The following is a 14,348-nucleotide window of genomic DNA, read 5'->3' as shown; positions in this document are numbered from 1 at the left end:
GAGCCAAACGTACATATATGTGAATTTATCTGTCAAGGTTATGAACAATGCATGGGGCTATGCGTGGTTGGGGCCGGAAAGGCTGGGATTTCGCCCCCGGCGTTCCCGCATCTGAACCATCGGCTTGGAACGGAGAGACAGGATGGCCGGGCTTTACTTCGAGGATTTTTCGGTAGGCCAGGAGTTCAGGCACCCGCTGACGCGCACGGTCACCGAGATGGACAACACGTTGTTCAGCCTGCTGACGCTCAACCCGCAGCCCCTGCACATCGATGCGCACTTTTCCGCGCAGACCGAGTTCGGCCAGCGCATCTTCAACAGCCTCTACACGCTCGGCATCATGATCGGCATGACGGTCTATGACACGACACTCGGCACCACCGTCGCCAATCTCGGCATGACCGACGTGACCTTCCCGAAACCGGTGTTCCATGGCGACACGCTGCGGGCGACGACGAAGGTGCTGTCGGTGCGCGAATCCAAATCGCGCCCGAAGGCAGGCATCGTCGAATTCGAGCACCATGCCTACAACCAGAACGACGAGATTGTCGGCAAATGCCGCCGCATGGCGATGATGCACAAGAGGCCGGTCTGATGCGCTCCATGCTGTTCGTGCCGGGCGACTCCCCGCGCAAATTCGAGAAGGCGAGCGAAGGCAAGGCCGACGCCCTGATCATTGATCTCGAAGACTCCGTCGTCACCGAGAAGAAGGACGAGGCGCGCAAGCTCACGCTTGCGATGCTGAAGGGCCGTCGCGGCCCACACCAGCTCTATGTCCGCGTCAACGCGCTCGACACCGGCATGACGCTCGCCGATCTCGCCGCAGTCATGCCGGGCGCGCCCGACGGCATCGTGCTGCCGAAATCGCGCGGCGGCGACGACGTCCGGCAGGTCGCACTCTGGCTCGACGCGTTCGAGGCAGCTGCCGGCATCGCGGTGGGCGCGACCCGCATCGTCTGCGTCGCTACCGAAACCGCCGGATCGATCTTCGGCCTCGGCACCTACAAGGATTGTTCCCCTCGCCTCGCCGGCTTGATGTGGGGCGCCGAAGATCTCTCCGCTTCGCTTGGCGCCACGGAGAAAGCGAGCGGCGGCGTGTTCCACAGCCCCTATCGCCTGGCACGCGATCTCTGCCTGATGGCCGCGGCCGCAGCTGAGGTCGCGCCGATCGATACTGTCTATACCGATATCGACAACCTCGCCGGCCTCGAGCAGGAGACGCGCGCCGCCCGGCGCGATGGATTTTCCGCAAAGGCGCTGATCCACCCAAAACATGTCGATATCGTCAACGCCGCCTTCGCGCCGACCGACGCGGAGCGTACCTGGGCGGAAAAGGTGATCGCAGCCTTCGCCGACAATCCCAATTCCGGCACGCTGCGCCTCGACGGCATGATGATCGACAAGCCGCATCTTCGCGCCGCGAAGAAGATCCTCGGCCTGCCTTAGGACCTGATCCCAATGATCGTTCGCCAAGCCGCCAACGTCCTGGAGATCATGGAATTCTTCGCGCAGGCGAGGAAGCCGGCAACGCTCGCGGAGATCGCCGATCATTTCGGCTGGCCACGCTCGTCGACCTTCAACCTGCTCGCAACGCTGTCGGAGAAGGGTTATCTCTACGAGCCGCGGCGCCGTGGCGGCTACTACCCGACGCCGCGCTGGCTGACGCTGGCGCGGATGGTGTCGGAGGTCGAGCCGCTGCCGCCATGGGTGCATGCGCTGATCTCGGAGCTTTCGGCGGAGACGGGTGAGACCGCGTCCATCGTTGCGCCATCGGGGGTCATGGCCGTTTTCATCGACGTCGTGGAATCGCAGGCGCCGATCCGCTACTTCGCGACAGTCGGCCATCGCATTCCCATTCATGCCAGCGCAAGCGGCCGCGCGCTGCTGCTGCAATATTCCAAGGAAGAGCGCGACCAGCTCTATCGCAAGATCGAGTTCAGGCAGTATGGCATGTCGACGCCGATCAGCATCGAGGCAGTCGAGGCGGAGCTCCGCAATTCGATTGCCCGCGGCTACTGCCAGAGCTTTGGCGACTACAGCCGCGACCTCGCAGGCGCCGCAATCCCGCTGCCGATCGGCGATCGGCGGCTCTCCGTCGTCGTCGCCGGACCAGAATTTCGCATCGGCCCCAAGGTGTCCGATGTTGCGTCGCTGATCGCAAGGACGGTCGATCGGCTGCGGCCGAAGACGGCGGCCTGAACTTTACTCGAATGCTTGAACGGGCGGCGCCGTGGTCGGCGCCGGCGCAGCCGGAGCTGCCTGAGCCGGCGGACTGTTAGCCGGCCCCATTTGAGCGACACGGCCGTTGGCTTCCATCGCCCTACTGCTGGTGGGACCCGGGGCGGCTGAGGCGGGCGTCGGCGCCACTGGAGCGGGCCCTGGAGGCGCCGAGTTCGGGACGCGATTCGCTTCTCTGCGTGGCCTCTGACGGCTCGTCGCCGACCGAGAACCGCGCAAGCCCCATGAGCGCGCGATGGAAGGGCCGGCGGCGTAGCCAACAAAGGCACCGGCTACAGCACCGACCGGCCCCAGCACGATAGCGCCGGAGACGGCTCCAAGAGCAGCATCACCGGCGCGCTCCTGCGCAACGGCACCTGCCGGAACCAATACCAGCATCACGACTGCGGCCATCAAAGATCTATTCATCGAAGCGCCTCCCTCACAGGAAGTTCACTCTTACGAAAATATGGCAGCAGGACGTTTGTTTATCGCCCAACACAGGGCAATCGGCCGATGGAACTCCGGCAGTCAGGAAACTACCGCCGGGATAGTTGTCCCGACGGAAGCAGCTCAACTCTTAGACGATCTTGATCGACATATCCGGCAAGCCTTCGAGCTTGCACAGGAGCACGTCGCCCTTCACGACCGGTCCGACATTCTCAGGCGTACCGGAATAGATGATGTCGCCGGCCTTGAGCTCGAAGGCTTCCGAGAGCTTCGCGATCTGCTCGGCTACGCTCCAGATCATCTTGCTCAGATCCGAGTTCTGCCGCACGGTCCCGTTCACCGCCAGCGAAATTGCGCCCTTCTCGAAATGGCCGGTCTTGCTCGCCGCATGGATCGGGCCGATCACCGCGGCATGGTCGAAGCTCTTGCCGATCTCCCACGGCTTCTTCTCCGCGGCCATGCCGTTCTGAAGATCGCGCCGCGTCATGTCGAGGCCGAGCGCGTAGCCATAGACGTGATCGAGCGCCTTCTCCGGCGGGATGTTGCTGCCGCCGGATTTCAGCGCGGCAACGAGTTCGACCTCGTGATGATAGTTCTTTGTCAGCGACGGATAGGGATGCTCGGCGATCTCGCCGACCGCGACGTTCTGGATCGCGTCCGTCGGCTTCTGGAAGAAGAACGGAGGCTCGCGGTTCGGGTCGGAGCCGCGCTCGATTGCATGCGCGGCATAGTTGCGGCCGATGCAGTAGATGCGGCGGACCTGGAACACGCTGGTCTCGCCGACGATCGGAATGGCGGTCATCGGCACCGGGAAGATCGGCTTCGGTCCAGCCTGCGCGGAGGCCGGCGCCGCTTCGGCCATGGTGGCCGCCGTTGCCGCGGCAGCGGTCGCAAGCAGGTCGCGTCGGGAGGGGGAGGAGGTCTTTTTCATGTTTTATGCTCCTGTGGGGCAGCTCTGCTGCCCGTCCGGCTGATAATGGATGTGGCCGGTCGCGGCAATGTCCGTCGGGGTCGTCCTATTTGCCGAGTGCGAAGGGGTGCTGCGGCGCATCTCCCGCCCCGATTTGCCTTCCCCTCTAGCATGGAACTTGCATAAATTCTGGGCGATATGGACATCGCATGAACCTCATCAGTCTCGATATCCGCATGCTCCGGTCGCTGATCTCGGTCGTCGAGACCGGTAGCATCACCGAGACCGCGCGCCGGCTCGGCCGCACCCAGCCGGCGATCACCCTGCAATTGCAGCGGCTGGAGGAGCTGACCGGCAAGCAGCTGTTCGAGCATGGCGGCCGAAGGCTGACGCTGACCGAGGACGGCACGACGGTGCTGACCTACGCAAAATCCATCCTGCGATTGCATGACGAGCTGATCTCGCAGCTGGCGTCGCAGGAGATCGAAGGCCAGGTCGTGCTCGGCACGCCCGATCTCTACGCCGCCTTCATGCTGCCCTCGATCCTCAGCGTGTTCCGAAAGTCCTTTCCGCGCATCCAGGTCGAGCTCAATTGCGCGCTGTCGACGCCGCTCGTCGGTCTCGTCAAGCGCGGCGACGTCGACATCGCGCTCGTCACCCGCATGAACGATTTCACCGGCGGCCAGGTGGTGCGGCGCGAGCAGCTCGTCTGGATGACCGGCGAGCAATCTGCCGCGCATCAGGAGCGGCCCATCCCGCTGGCGTTGCTGCCGCCCGGCAACATCTATCGCGACTATGCGATCGACACGCTCGAGCGCGCGAACCTGCGCTGGCGCATCGCCTGCGTCAGCGAAAGCGTCGGCGGCTTGCAGGCGGCCGCTTTCGCCGGCATGGCGGTGACGGTGCTCGGCCGCAGCGCGCTGGTGCCGGCGATGCGGGAGATCGGCCCGAACGAGGGATTGCCGCCGCTGCCGAAGGTCGAGCTGCTGCTCTACAAGTCGAGCGGCGCCACCTCGAAGGCGGCCACCGCGCTGCACGACTATCTCGCGCACTACCTGCGCCTCGACGAAGAGCTCAGCGGCCGCGGCGTTCCGATCGAGCTGTCCTGATCTTCTCGCTCACGCCTTCGCTCGCGCACGACCTTACTCGCGCAGCGCCAGCGGCGGCCAGAACTTTGACCATGGCTGCGCCTGTTCGAACGCGGCGGCGATGCGGAAGATCGTCGGTTCGTCGAGCCAGTGCGCCACGATCTGCAGACCGATCGGCATGCCGTCGCGATCGAAGCCGCAGGGCAGCGTCGCCGCCGGAAGCCCTGCAAGATTGATCGGCCAGGTGAACGGCGACCAGCCGAGATGCGGATCAACCGCAACGCCGTCGATCCGATCGACACCGAGCTGGCCGGCCTCGAACGCCGTCACCGCGACCGTCGGCGTCACCAGCGCGTCGACCCGTTCGAACAGTTTCAGGAACGCGGTGCGCGCCTGGCCGCGGCGATAGCCGGCCTCGATGTAGTCGGTGCCGCTATAGTGGCGGCCGGCGCTGACGACGTCGCGGTAGTCGGTTTCGGAGCCTGCAAGATCGGCCGATGTTTTGCTTGCAACCGCTGCCGCCTGCTCGGTGAAGGCGATCGGCTTCAGCGTGTGCTCCAGGATGCCCGGGTCCAGGCCGGGACCGTCCATGCTGATCCGTCCGCCGCAGGATTCCAGGATGGCGAGTGCCTTGTTGAAGGCGGTGCGGACGTCCGGGCTGACTGCGGCGTAGCCGAGATCGACGCTGGCGCCGATGCGCACGCCGTTCAACGGAACGGCTCTGGTATCGAAGCGGCGTGGCGACACCGGAAGGCTCGCCGGGTCGCGCAAATCGTAACCGGCGATGATCTCCAGCACGAGCGCGCCATCCGCGACCGTGCGCGTGATCGGTCCGGTATGCGCGAGCGAGGCCCAGGACGGCGGCGAGAATCCGGGCGAGCGCGGCACCAGGCCAAAGGTCGGCTTGAGCCCGAACACGCCACAGAACGACGAGGGCACCCGGATCGAGCCGACGCCGTCGGTGCCGATCGCGATCGGACCGCAGCCGGCGGCAATCGCTGCCGCGGCGCCGCCGCTCGATCCACCGCTGGTACGATCGAGATTCCAGGGATTTCGCGTGGTGCCGGTGACAGGACTGTCGGCGGTGAGCTTGTAGCCCGACTCGCATGTCGTCGTCTTGCAGGTGATGATCGCGCCGGATGCTTTCAGCGCCGACACCACGGCGGCATCGACGTCGGGCACGAACGCCTTGTTCAGCGGCGAGCCGCCATAGGCGGGAACGCCGGCGACGAACACCAGATCCTTGATGGTGACCGGGATGCCGGCGAACGGGCCCTTGGCTCCACCGTTGCGCATCTCCTTCGTGAGGCGATCGGCGTCCGCTCTCGCCTGCTCGTACATCGGTGTCACCACCGCGTTGCAGGAGGCATTCGTTGCCTCCAGCGCCGCGATGGTCTCGTCGACGACGTCGCGCGGGGTGAATGCCTTGCGCTTGTAGCCGGCGAGGATCTCGGTTGCGGAGAGCGCGCCGAGGCCAGTCGGCGCCGGCAAGGAGGCCGTTGGGCCGGAACCATCAGTCATCATCAAACCCAAAACTTATCCGAGCGCCGCGTCGACGGCGCGCTTGGCCATCACCGTGACGAGATGCGCACGGTAGTCAGCCTCGGCGTGAATGTCGGAGGTGAGACCATCGGTATCGATCTTGATCGCCGCGATCGCGGACGGATCGAAATTTTGCGACAGCGCTTGCTCCATCGGCGGAACGCGGAACACGCCGGGTCCGGCGCCGGTCACGGCGACGCGCACCCCATCGGCGAATTTTGCGACGAACACGCCGACCAGCGCATAGCGCGAGGCCGGCGCCTTGAATTTAGCGTAACCGGCCTTGAGCGGCAGGGGAAAGCGAATCGCGGTAATGATCTCGCCGGACTGAAGCGCGGTCTCGAACAGGCCGAGGAAGAACTTGTCGGCCAAAATCTCGCGCGCGCTGGTGACGATGGTCGCGCCGAGCCCGAGCACGCTCGCCGGATAGTCCGCCGCCGGGTCGTTGTTCGCGACCGAGCCGCCGATGGTGCCGCGGCTGCGCACCGCGGGATCACCGATCATCGAGGCCAGCGCCGCAAGCGCGGGGATCTTGGCTTGCACCAGCTTCGATGCCGCGACCTCCGCATGCGGCGTCATCGCACCGATCGTGATCGCGGCGCCGTCGCTGATGCCCTTGAGGCCCGGCAGCTTGGAAAGATCGATCAGCGCCGCAGGATTGGCCAGCCGCTGCTTCAGCGTCGGGATCAGCGTCATGCCGCCGGCGACGAGCTTGCTGTCCTCGATCGAGGTCAAAAGCTTCGCGGCGTCGGGAATCTGGTCCGGCTGGTGATACGCAAACGGTTTCATTGCTTGTCCTCCCTATTCCGCAGCGACCGGCAGCGACGCGTTTTGCAGCAGGCGCCAGATCCGGTTCGGCGTTGCTGGCATGTCGACATGGGTGACGCCGAGATGGGACAACGCATCGACCACGGCATTGATGACGGCCGCCGGCGAGCCGATGGTGCCGACCTCGCCGCAGCCCTTCACGCCCATCGGCGTGTGCGTGCACAGCGTCGAATGGGTCGCAACCTTCATCATCGGCAGATGATCGGCGCGCGGCATGCAGTAGTCCATCAGCGAGCCCGACAGGAGCTGGCCGGAGCCGTCGTCATAGACGGCGTTCTCGTAGAGCGCCTGCCCCACGCCCTGCACGATGCCGCCGTGCAACTGCCCCTCGACGATCATCGGATTGATGACGGTGCCGACGTCGTCGACCGCGGTGTAGTTGACGAGCGTGACGGTCCCCGTCTCCGGATCGACCTCGACTTCCGCGATGTGACAGCCGCCGGGATAGGTGAAGTTCACGGGATCGTAATAGGCCTGCTCCTCCAACCCCGGCTCCAGCACCTCGAGCGGATAGTCATGCGGCACGTAAGCGGCGCCCGCGATCTCCTCGAACGTCTTGGTGCGGTCCGTGCCGGCCACCGAGAACTTGCCGGCCTCGAACTGGATATCGACTTCGGCAGCCTCGAGCAGATGGGCCGCGATCTTCTTGCCCTTCACGATCACCTTGTCTGCGGCCTTCGACAGCGCGGCGCCGCCGACGACGAGGGAGCGCGAGCCATAGGTGCCCATGCCGAACTGCACGCGATCGGTATCGCCGAACACGATGTCGACATTCTCGAACGGCACCCCCAACTTGTCCGAGACGATCTGCGCGAACGTCGTCTCGTGGCCCTGGCCGTGATTGTGGGTGCCGATCATGACCGTCACCTGGCCGGTCGGATGCACGCGCACCGTCGCGCCCTCATAGAGGCCGCCGCGCGCGCCCAGCCGGCCGGCGAAGCGCGACGGCGCGAGGCCGCAGGCCTCGACATAGGTCGAGTAGCCGAGCCCGCGGAACTTGCCTTTACGCTGCGAGGCCGCCTTGCGCGCGCCAAAATTCTTGACGTCGGCCGCGACCAGCGCGCCGTCGAGACATCCCATCGGATCGCCGGAATCGTACTGCACCAGCACGGGCGTCTGATAGGGATAGGCCTCCTTCGGGATCATGTTGCGGCGGCGGATCTCGACGCGGTCGATCCCCATCTCGGCGGCCGCGACGTCGACGATGCGCTCAAGCACGAAGGTCGCCTCGGGGCGGCCTGCGCCGCGATAGGCATCGACCGGCACGGTGTTGGTGAACACCACCTTCACGTTGCAGTAGATCGCGGGCATGGTGTAGACGCCGCTCAGCAACGGACCATAGAGATTGGTCGGGATGTTCGGCCCGAAGGTCGAGAGATAGCCGCCCATATTGGCGAGCGTCTTGACGCGGAAGGCCAGAAACTTGCCGGTCTCGTCCAGCGCCAGCTCGGCCTCGGTGACATGGTCGCGGCCGTGGCGGTCCGAGACGTAGCCTTCCGAGCGGCTCGCAACCCATTTGATCGGCCGCATCACGCGTCTGGCGGCCCAGGTGATCACGGCCTCCTCGCCATAGTGGAACTGTTTGACGCCAAAGCCGCCACCGACGTCGGGCGCCACCACGCGCAGCTTGTGCTGCGGGATCTTCAGCACCAGCGCGCCCATCAGGAAGCGCACGACGTGCGGAAACTGGCTGGTGCTCCACAGCGTGTAACGGTCGGTGCCGGGCTCGTATTCGGCGATCGCCGCGCGCGGCTCCATCGGATTGCCGATCAGGCGGTTGTTGACCAGGCTGAGCTTTGCGACATGCGCAGCTTTGCGGAACGCGGTCTCGACCGCGCCCTTGTCGCCAAGCTCCCAATCGCAGCAGATGTTGTTCGGCACGTCGTCGAACAATTGCGGCGCGCCCGGGTGAACCGCATCGAGCACGCCGACGACCGAGGGCAGCACTTCGTAGTCGATCGCTAGCAGCTCCGCCGCCGAATTGGCCTGCTCCACCGTTTCCGCGACGACGAACGCCACCATGTCGCCGACGAAGCGCACCTTGCCTTGCGCCAGCATCGGAAACGGCGGCTCCTTCATCGGCACGCCCTTGGCATCCGTGATGCCCCAGCCGCAGGGCAGTGAGCCCAAACCGTCGGCCGCGACGTCGTCGCCGGTCAGCACCGCGATGATGCCTGGCGCGCCGAGTGCCGCGCTCTTGTCGATGTCGCGCAGGATCGCATGTCCATGCGGCGAGCGGACGAACACGCCGGCCGCCATGCCGGGGCGCTTGATGTCGGAGACATAGTTGCCGCGGCCGGTGAGGAAGCGCTGGTCCTCCTTCCGCTTCGGTGCCGCGCCGATGCCGATCACATTGCCCATGATCACTCTCCCTTGGCCGCAGCATGCATGGCGGCTACACCGGACATCACCGACAGGACGATGTTCTGGTAACCGGTGCAGCGGCAGATATTGCCTTCGAGACCGTGACGGACCTCCGCCTCGGTCAGCGACGGCTTGTCCTTGGCGAGAGCAACCGCCGTCATCACCATGCCCGGCGTGCAGAAGCCGCATTGCAGGCCGTGGTTCTCGCGAAAGGCCTCCTGCATCGGATGCAGCCGGTTCGAACCCGGCGCACCCTGCAAGCCTTCGATGGTGAGAAGCGTCGCGCCGTCGAGCGCGGGTGCGAGCAACGTGCAGCTCTTCACCGGCAGGCCGTTGAGATGCACGACGCAGGCGCCGCACTGGCTGGTGTCGCAGCCGATATGGGTGCCCGTCAGGTTGAGCTGCTCGCGCAGCAGTTCGGCGACGAGCGTTGCCGGTTCGACCTCGACCGTGGTCGGCCGGCCATTGAGTGTGAAGGATATCTGCACGATCAAAACTCCCTGTGCGCGACGGGCTTTCAAGCGAGTGGACGGGCGCGGTCGGTGGCCCAGGTGGCCAACACGACATCGCCGACATTGAGAGGATCTGCGAAGAACGTCTTTTCCGGCACGTAGGCCACGAACTCGTCGTCGGGGACAGTGTCGAGCATAACCTTGACGAAGTAACCCTGGTATTCGATCGCGAGCACGCGGCTCGGCAGCGAGGTCGAGCAGCCTGCGGGGAGTGTTTGTCCGGGCCGAACGAGAGTGACATCGTCACGGCGCACCGCGATATCGACCGTGTCGCCGACGCTGATCTTGGCCCGCGCCTGCAGCGGCACCTCGATGCCATCGGGCGCGGCCTGCGCCAGCACGAAGCTCGCACCGTTCACCTTCTCGACCCGGCCCGACAGCACGTTCTGCCCGCCCATGAACTCCGCGACGTAGCGGTCGTGCGGATGGGCGTAGACGTCGCGCGCCGGCCCCGCCTGCTTGATCCGGCCCTGCTCCATCACCACCACGAGATCGGCGAGCGCGATCGCCTCGAGCTGGGTGTGGGTGACGTGGATAAAGGTGATGCCGAGCTCCTGCTGCATCCGCCGCAGCTCCTGACGCATCTGCACGCGGAGCTGCTCGTCCAGCGCGGACAGCGGCTCGTCGAGCAGCAGCACCCGCGGCTCGGTGATCGCAGCGCGCGCCAGCGCGACGCGTTGCTGCTGGCCGCCGGAGAGCTGGGCCGGCAGGCGATCGGCAAAGCTCGTCAGCCGCACCTTCTCGATCATCGCATCCGCTGCGCGCAGGCGATCTATCTTGGACATGCCGCGGACACGCAGCGCGAAGGCGATATTCTCGCGCACGGTCAGATGCGGAAACAGCGCGTAGGACTGGAACATCATCGCCGTGCGCCGCTGCACCGGCGCGAGGCCAACGACGTTCTGGCCGCCGATCACGATCTCGCCCGCCGTGGGGTCCTCATGGCCCGCGATCATGCGCAAAATCGTGGTCTTTCCGCAGCCCGACGGGCCGATGAAGCAGCAATAGGCGCCGTCGGCGATCTTCAAGTTGACGCCGTCGACCACATTGGTCAGGCCGTCGAAACTCTTGCAGACGCCCGCCAGTTCGATATCGCCGCGTTCGATCGCCATTCCAAAAAACCTCTAGTCTTTCGCCCCTCGGCCGCGCTTCTTCTGGATCAGCACGATGGTACCGAGGCTCGCACCGATCACGATGAAGGAGATGATGGTTGTCACCGTGCCGAGCGCATAGAGCGAGGGCGAGGTGACGTTCAGCGTCATGCTCCAGATCTCCAGCGGCAACGTATTGAGCGAGCCGGCGGTCTGGAGGCTGCGGGCGAATTCGTCGTAGGACAGCGTGAAGCCGAACAGCGCCACTGCGACGATGCCCGGCGCCAGGACAGGCACGATCACCAGCCAAATGGTCTGCCAGCGGCTTGCGCCGAGATCGTAGGCCGCTTCGTCCCATGCACGGTCGTAGCGCGACATCACCGCGAACATCACCAGCACGCCAAACGGTAGCGTCCACGAAAGCTGCGCGCCGAGCGCGGAGGTGTACCAGCTCGCGTTGAGGCCGAACGCCTGGAACAGAAGCCCTGTGCCAAGCCCGAGCACGAGACCTGGCGCGACCAGGCTGCCGATCATCATGTAGAAGACGACGGCGTCGCCTGCAAAGCGCCGGCGAAAGCCGAGCCCCGCGAGGAAGGAGATCACCACCGTGATGATGGTGACAATGACGGCGAGCCTGATCGAGCGGTCGAACGAGCCCTTGACGTCCCCGGTCCGCACCTGGGTGAAGAGATCGACGAACCAGTGCAGCGAATGGCCCTTCATGGGGAAGACAAGTCCGCCGCGGATGTCTTGGAACGACAGGATGTAGATGCAGATCATCGGGCCGTAGAGCGCGAGAACGTAAAGGGCAAACAGGCTCGCCAGCACATAGAAGGTCCAGGGACGCTCACCCCGGCTCGGCGCAATCGCCTTGGTCGTCGCGGGCGCGACTGCGCCTTGCATGTTGGCAAGCACCGCGCTCATCGCGTGATCTCCTGGCGGATGTCCACGGTGCGCAGGATCAGCGACACGATCGCGACCAGCACAAGCGTCAGCAGCACGGCGCTCGCCGCCGCGGTCGGATATTGCAGAACGCCGACGTCCTCGTAGAACGCGCTCACCACCGAGGCCGAGCCGCCGCCGGACATCACCTTCACCACGAAGAAGTCGCCCATCACGATCGAGACCACGAAGATGGTACCGAGCGCGATGCCGCTCTTGGACATCGGCACCACGATCAGGCGCATGATGTCGAAACGGCTGGCGCCCGCGTCGATCGCCGCTTCAATCAGCTTCTTGTCGATCCGCGCCATGGAGTTGAAGATCGGCACGATCATGAAGATCGTAAGCTGGTGGACATAGGCAATGACCACCGCGAGGTCGGAGAACAGCAGCACTTCGAGCGGCTGATGGACCGCGCCGGTTGCGAGCAGCGCCTGGTTGATCAGCCCCTCCTTGCCGAGCAGCGGAATCCAGGAAATCATACGGATGATGTTGGAGGTCCAGAACGGCACGGTGCAGAGCAGGAACAGGCCGATCGCCAGAAGCTGGTTACGGACGTGGAAAACCAGGAAATAGGCGACGAAGAAGCCGATGATCAGGGTGAAGATCCAGGTCAGCACCGTGAACTTGATGGTCGCCAGATACAGCTTCAGCGTCAGCGCCGAGTGCAGCACCTCGACGTAGTTCGAGAACGTGAAGCCCGGGGTCAGCCCGCCAAAGCCGTCGGTGGCAAAGAAGCTCGCCGCCAGCACCACCAGGATCGGCGCCACGAAGAACGGAACGAGCACCAGCACCAGCGGCGACACGTAGAGCCAGCCGGCAAGATTGGCGCGTGATGGGGTCTGACTGGACTGCATGTCGGCGAATGCCTTCGGTCCTTGCTACCGGCGCGTCGCCGCGCCGGCTCTCGCTCACCTCAGGGAAAAGCAGGATTTACGCCACCTTGAAGTCGTTCCAGCGCTTGTTCATGTATGCGGCTTCGTCCATCAGCGTGTTCCAGCAGGAGATGTTCTTGACGCGGTCGAGGAACGAGCCGCCGTCGCGCTTGGTACCGGACTTTTCCATCGGCACGCCGTAGGGATCGTTGATCACCTCGGGCGCGGGCTGGCCCTCGTACCAGAATGCCCATTCCGCCGGCGTCAAACACTTCTTCGCGGTCGACGGCACCGGGCTGTAGTAGCCGTAACGCGCGACGAAGCCGCCCTGCCAGCCCGAGAGATACCAGTTGAGGTATTCGTAGGCCGCTTCAAGCTTCTTGCCTGAGAGGTGCTTCATCAGCCCCATGCCGTTGCACCAGCCGCGATAGCCTTCCTTGCCGTTCTTGACGTTGACCGGCGCGTAGACGCAAGGGATCTCCTTCACGCGTACCGCGGCGACCGCCGGCGACCACATCGACTGGATGATCACCTCGCCCGCCGCCATCAGCTGCACCGACTGGTCGAAGGTGGTCCAGGTCGCGCGGAACTGGCCGTCCTTCTTCAGCTCGATCAGCTTGTTGCAGGTGAAGTCGATTTCCTCCTTGGTCATATTGCCCTTGTTGCCGTATTTGATCAGGCCCGCGCTCTCGAAGCAGAGCGCGGCGTCCATGATGCCGATCGCGGGCACGTCGAGAATCGCGGCCTTGCCCTTGAATTTCGGATCGATCAGGTCCTTCCACTCGGTGACCTCGTGGCCGACGAGGTCGGGCCGGTAGCCGATGGAGTCGGCGTTGTAGACCTGCGGCAGGAACGTTGCCCACTCGGTCACGCCGTCGTTCAGATCGGTGGTGTCTGGCTTGGCGATGTACATGGCCTCATAGGGCGAAATTCCCTGGCGTGGGATCTTGTGACCGTCGATCTCGCCCTTGGTGAAGATCGGCAGGATATTGTCGAACTCCTTGATCTTCTTCACCTCGATGCCCTGGATGACGCCACGCTTGGCGGCGAGCTTGGCCTGCCAGCCCTCGAGATCGGCGATATCGACCGTATTTGGCTGGCTTATGAAGCGGTTGATGGCGGCCGAGGTATCGAGGTTCTGCATCGTCACCTTGAAGCCGAGATCCTTGGCCGCCTGGTCGCCGATCGCCTTCACCACCGAATAGGAGACGCCGACGTGGCGGAGCTCGATGTCCTTGATCTCCTGCGCCCAGATGGTCGGGAAACCGCGGATCGCGTCCGAACCTGCGGCCGCGCCCGCGACCGCTGCGGCACCCTTCAACAGCGTGCGCCGGCTCAGCTTTTTCGATTCCCCGCTCCTGGTTCCGGCCTGGTCGGCGCCGGAATTCCCCTTGTTCCTGTCAAGCATGGCAACCCTCGTTGGTTACGATGAACTCTCTCACCGATCGTCCGTGATCGGCGCGGATGTGATCAGTTGCGCGTGAAGCTATTGACCGGATTTCGCGAAGTAAAATTGGAAGTAAAAATTC

14 protein-coding genes are annotated in these 14,348 nt (G+C 64.6%); 4 read left to right on the top strand and 10 right to left on the bottom strand.

Annotated elements, in window-relative coordinates; genetic code table 11:
• Window positions 1-142 precede the first annotated feature (142 nt).
• From NLN62_RS28550 to NLN62_RS28540, 3 genes are read left to right on the top strand one after another with little or no spacing between them, the layout of a single operon-like run.
• Complete coding sequence (locus NLN62_RS28550; RefSeq protein ID WP_027524703.1) at window positions 143-595, top strand: MaoC family dehydratase; 453 nt, start codon at window positions 143-145, stop codon at window positions 593-595.
• Window positions 595-1,446, top strand: a complete 852-nt coding sequence (locus tag NLN62_RS28545; protein WP_027524704.1) for a CoA ester lyase — start codon at window positions 595-597, stop codon at window positions 1,444-1,446. The genes NLN62_RS28550 and NLN62_RS28545 overlap by 1 nt, the downstream gene beginning before the upstream one ends.
• Window positions 1,447-1,458: 12 nt before the next feature.
• On the top strand, window positions 1,459-2,199 hold the full coding sequence (locus NLN62_RS28540) for an IclR family transcriptional regulator (protein WP_027524705.1): 741 nt from the start codon (window positions 1,459-1,461) through the stop codon (window positions 2,197-2,199).
• 3 nt (window positions 2,200-2,202) lie between these two features.
• Here the strand turns inward: NLN62_RS28540 and NLN62_RS28535 are convergent, their stop codons facing one another.
• Entirely contained in the window at window positions 2,203-2,646 is a 444-nt protein-coding gene (locus tag NLN62_RS28535) for a hypothetical protein (protein ID WP_084801523.1), read from the bottom strand.
• Window positions 2,647-2,797: 151 nt separating this feature from the next.
• A complete protein-coding gene (locus NLN62_RS28530; RefSeq protein WP_027524706.1) occupies window positions 2,798-3,598 on the bottom strand; it encodes a fumarylacetoacetate hydrolase family protein in 801 nt (266 codons plus the stop codon).
• A gap of 188 nt (window positions 3,599-3,786) precedes the next feature.
• On the opposite strand from NLN62_RS28530, the gene NLN62_RS28525 reads away from it, so the two are divergent.
• Window positions 3,787-4,686 carry a LysR substrate-binding domain-containing protein gene (locus NLN62_RS28525; RefSeq protein ID WP_027524707.1) on the top strand — a complete coding sequence of 300 codons (900 nt, stop codon included), beginning with the start codon at window positions 3,787-3,789 and terminating at the stop codon, window positions 4,684-4,686.
• Window positions 4,687-4,719: 33 nt separating this feature from the next.
• On the opposite strand, the gene NLN62_RS28520 is transcribed toward NLN62_RS28525, so the two are convergent.
• The 8 genes from NLN62_RS28520 to NLN62_RS28485 all read right to left on the bottom strand — a co-directional run bounded on the left by NLN62_RS28520 (window position 4,720) and on the right by NLN62_RS28485 (window position 14,227).
• The gene (locus NLN62_RS28520; RefSeq protein ID WP_254111104.1) at window positions 4,720-6,186 is read right to left on the bottom strand and encodes an amidase; all 1,467 of its coding nucleotides are present in this window, start codon (window positions 6,184-6,186) and stop codon (window positions 4,720-4,722) included.
• A 15-nt stretch (window positions 6,187-6,201) separates the two neighbouring features.
• Window positions 6,202-6,996, bottom strand: coding sequence for a xanthine dehydrogenase family protein subunit M (locus NLN62_RS28515; protein WP_254111103.1), 795 nt, complete (start codon window positions 6,994-6,996; stop codon window positions 6,202-6,204).
• Between the two features lie 12 nt (window positions 6,997-7,008).
• On the bottom strand, window positions 7,009-9,396 hold the full coding sequence (locus NLN62_RS28510; protein WP_254111102.1) for a xanthine dehydrogenase family protein molybdopterin-binding subunit: 2,388 nt from the start codon (window positions 9,394-9,396) through the stop codon (window positions 7,009-7,011).
• A gap of 2 nt (window positions 9,397-9,398) precedes the next feature.
• The gene (locus NLN62_RS28505; RefSeq protein WP_254111101.1) at window positions 9,399-9,887 is read right to left on the bottom strand and encodes a (2Fe-2S)-binding protein; all 489 of its coding nucleotides are present in this window, start codon (window positions 9,885-9,887) and stop codon (window positions 9,399-9,401) included.
• Window positions 9,888-9,916: 29 nt separating this feature from the next.
• Entirely contained in the window at window positions 9,917-11,023 is a 1,107-nt protein-coding gene (locus NLN62_RS28500; RefSeq protein WP_254111100.1) for an ABC transporter ATP-binding protein, read from the bottom strand.
• Window positions 11,024-11,035: 12 nt separating this feature from the next.
• Window positions 11,036-11,926 (bottom strand): ABC transporter permease, encoded by an 891-nt coding sequence (locus tag NLN62_RS28495; protein WP_027524713.1) that lies wholly within the window; start codon window positions 11,924-11,926, stop codon window positions 11,036-11,038.
• Window positions 11,923-12,801 carry an ABC transporter permease gene (locus NLN62_RS28490; RefSeq protein WP_027524714.1) on the bottom strand — a complete coding sequence of 293 codons (879 nt, stop codon included), beginning with the start codon at window positions 12,799-12,801 and terminating at the stop codon, window positions 11,923-11,925. The genes NLN62_RS28495 and NLN62_RS28490 overlap by 4 nt, the downstream gene beginning before the upstream one ends.
• Before the next feature lie 76 nt (window positions 12,802-12,877).
• Window positions 12,878-14,227: a PotD/PotF family extracellular solute-binding protein gene (locus NLN62_RS28485; RefSeq protein WP_254111099.1), complete on the bottom strand. Its 1,350-nt coding sequence runs from the start codon at window positions 14,225-14,227 to the stop codon at window positions 12,878-12,880.
• Window positions 14,228-14,348: the final 121 nt, after the last annotated feature.

The organism is Bradyrhizobium sp. CCGUVB23 (assembly GCF_024199885.1).
In the GTDB taxonomy this organism is placed as follows: domain Bacteria; phylum Pseudomonadota; class Alphaproteobacteria; order Rhizobiales; family Xanthobacteraceae; genus Bradyrhizobium.
This window is presented reverse-complemented; position numbering and strand designations above follow the sequence as displayed.

Excerpts from the sequence above, each read along its gene's own strand:
- NLN62_RS28495 (WP_027524713.1), bottom strand. The coding sequence starts at position 11,926 with ATGAGCGCGGTGCTTGCCAACATGCAAGGCGCAGTCGCGCCCGCGACG.
- NLN62_RS28540 (WP_027524705.1), top strand. The coding sequence starts at position 1,459 with ATGATCGTTCGCCAAGCCGCCAACGTCCTGGAGATCATGGAATTCTTC.
- NLN62_RS28530 (WP_027524706.1), bottom strand. The coding sequence starts at position 3,598 with ATGAAAAAGACCTCCTCCCCCTCCCGACGCGACCTGCTTGCGACCGCT.
- NLN62_RS28550 (WP_027524703.1), top strand. The coding sequence starts at position 143 with ATGGCCGGGCTTTACTTCGAGGATTTTTCGGTAGGCCAGGAGTTCAGG.
- NLN62_RS28510 (WP_254111102.1), bottom strand. The coding sequence starts at position 9,396 with ATGGGCAATGTGATCGGCATCGGCGCGGCACCGAAGCGGAAGGAGGAC.
- NLN62_RS28520 (WP_254111104.1), bottom strand. The coding sequence starts at position 6,186 with ATGACTGATGGTTCCGGCCCAACGGCCTCCTTGCCGGCGCCGACTGGC.
- NLN62_RS28490 (WP_027524714.1), bottom strand. The coding sequence starts at position 12,801 with ATGCAGTCCAGTCAGACCCCATCACGCGCCAATCTTGCCGGCTGGCTC.
- NLN62_RS28500 (WP_254111100.1), bottom strand. The coding sequence starts at position 11,023 with ATGGCGATCGAACGCGGCGATATCGAACTGGCGGGCGTCTGCAAGAGT.
- NLN62_RS28535 (WP_084801523.1), bottom strand. The coding sequence starts at position 2,646 with ATGAATAGATCTTTGATGGCCGCAGTCGTGATGCTGGTATTGGTTCCG.
- NLN62_RS28525 (WP_027524707.1), top strand. The coding sequence starts at position 3,787 with ATGAACCTCATCAGTCTCGATATCCGCATGCTCCGGTCGCTGATCTCG.
- NLN62_RS28515 (WP_254111103.1), bottom strand. The coding sequence starts at position 6,996 with ATGAAACCGTTTGCGTATCACCAGCCGGACCAGATTCCCGACGCCGCG.
- NLN62_RS28485 (WP_254111099.1), bottom strand. The coding sequence starts at position 14,227 with ATGCTTGACAGGAACAAGGGGAATTCCGGCGCCGACCAGGCCGGAACC.
- NLN62_RS28545 (WP_027524704.1), top strand. The coding sequence starts at position 595 with ATGCGCTCCATGCTGTTCGTGCCGGGCGACTCCCCGCGCAAATTCGAG.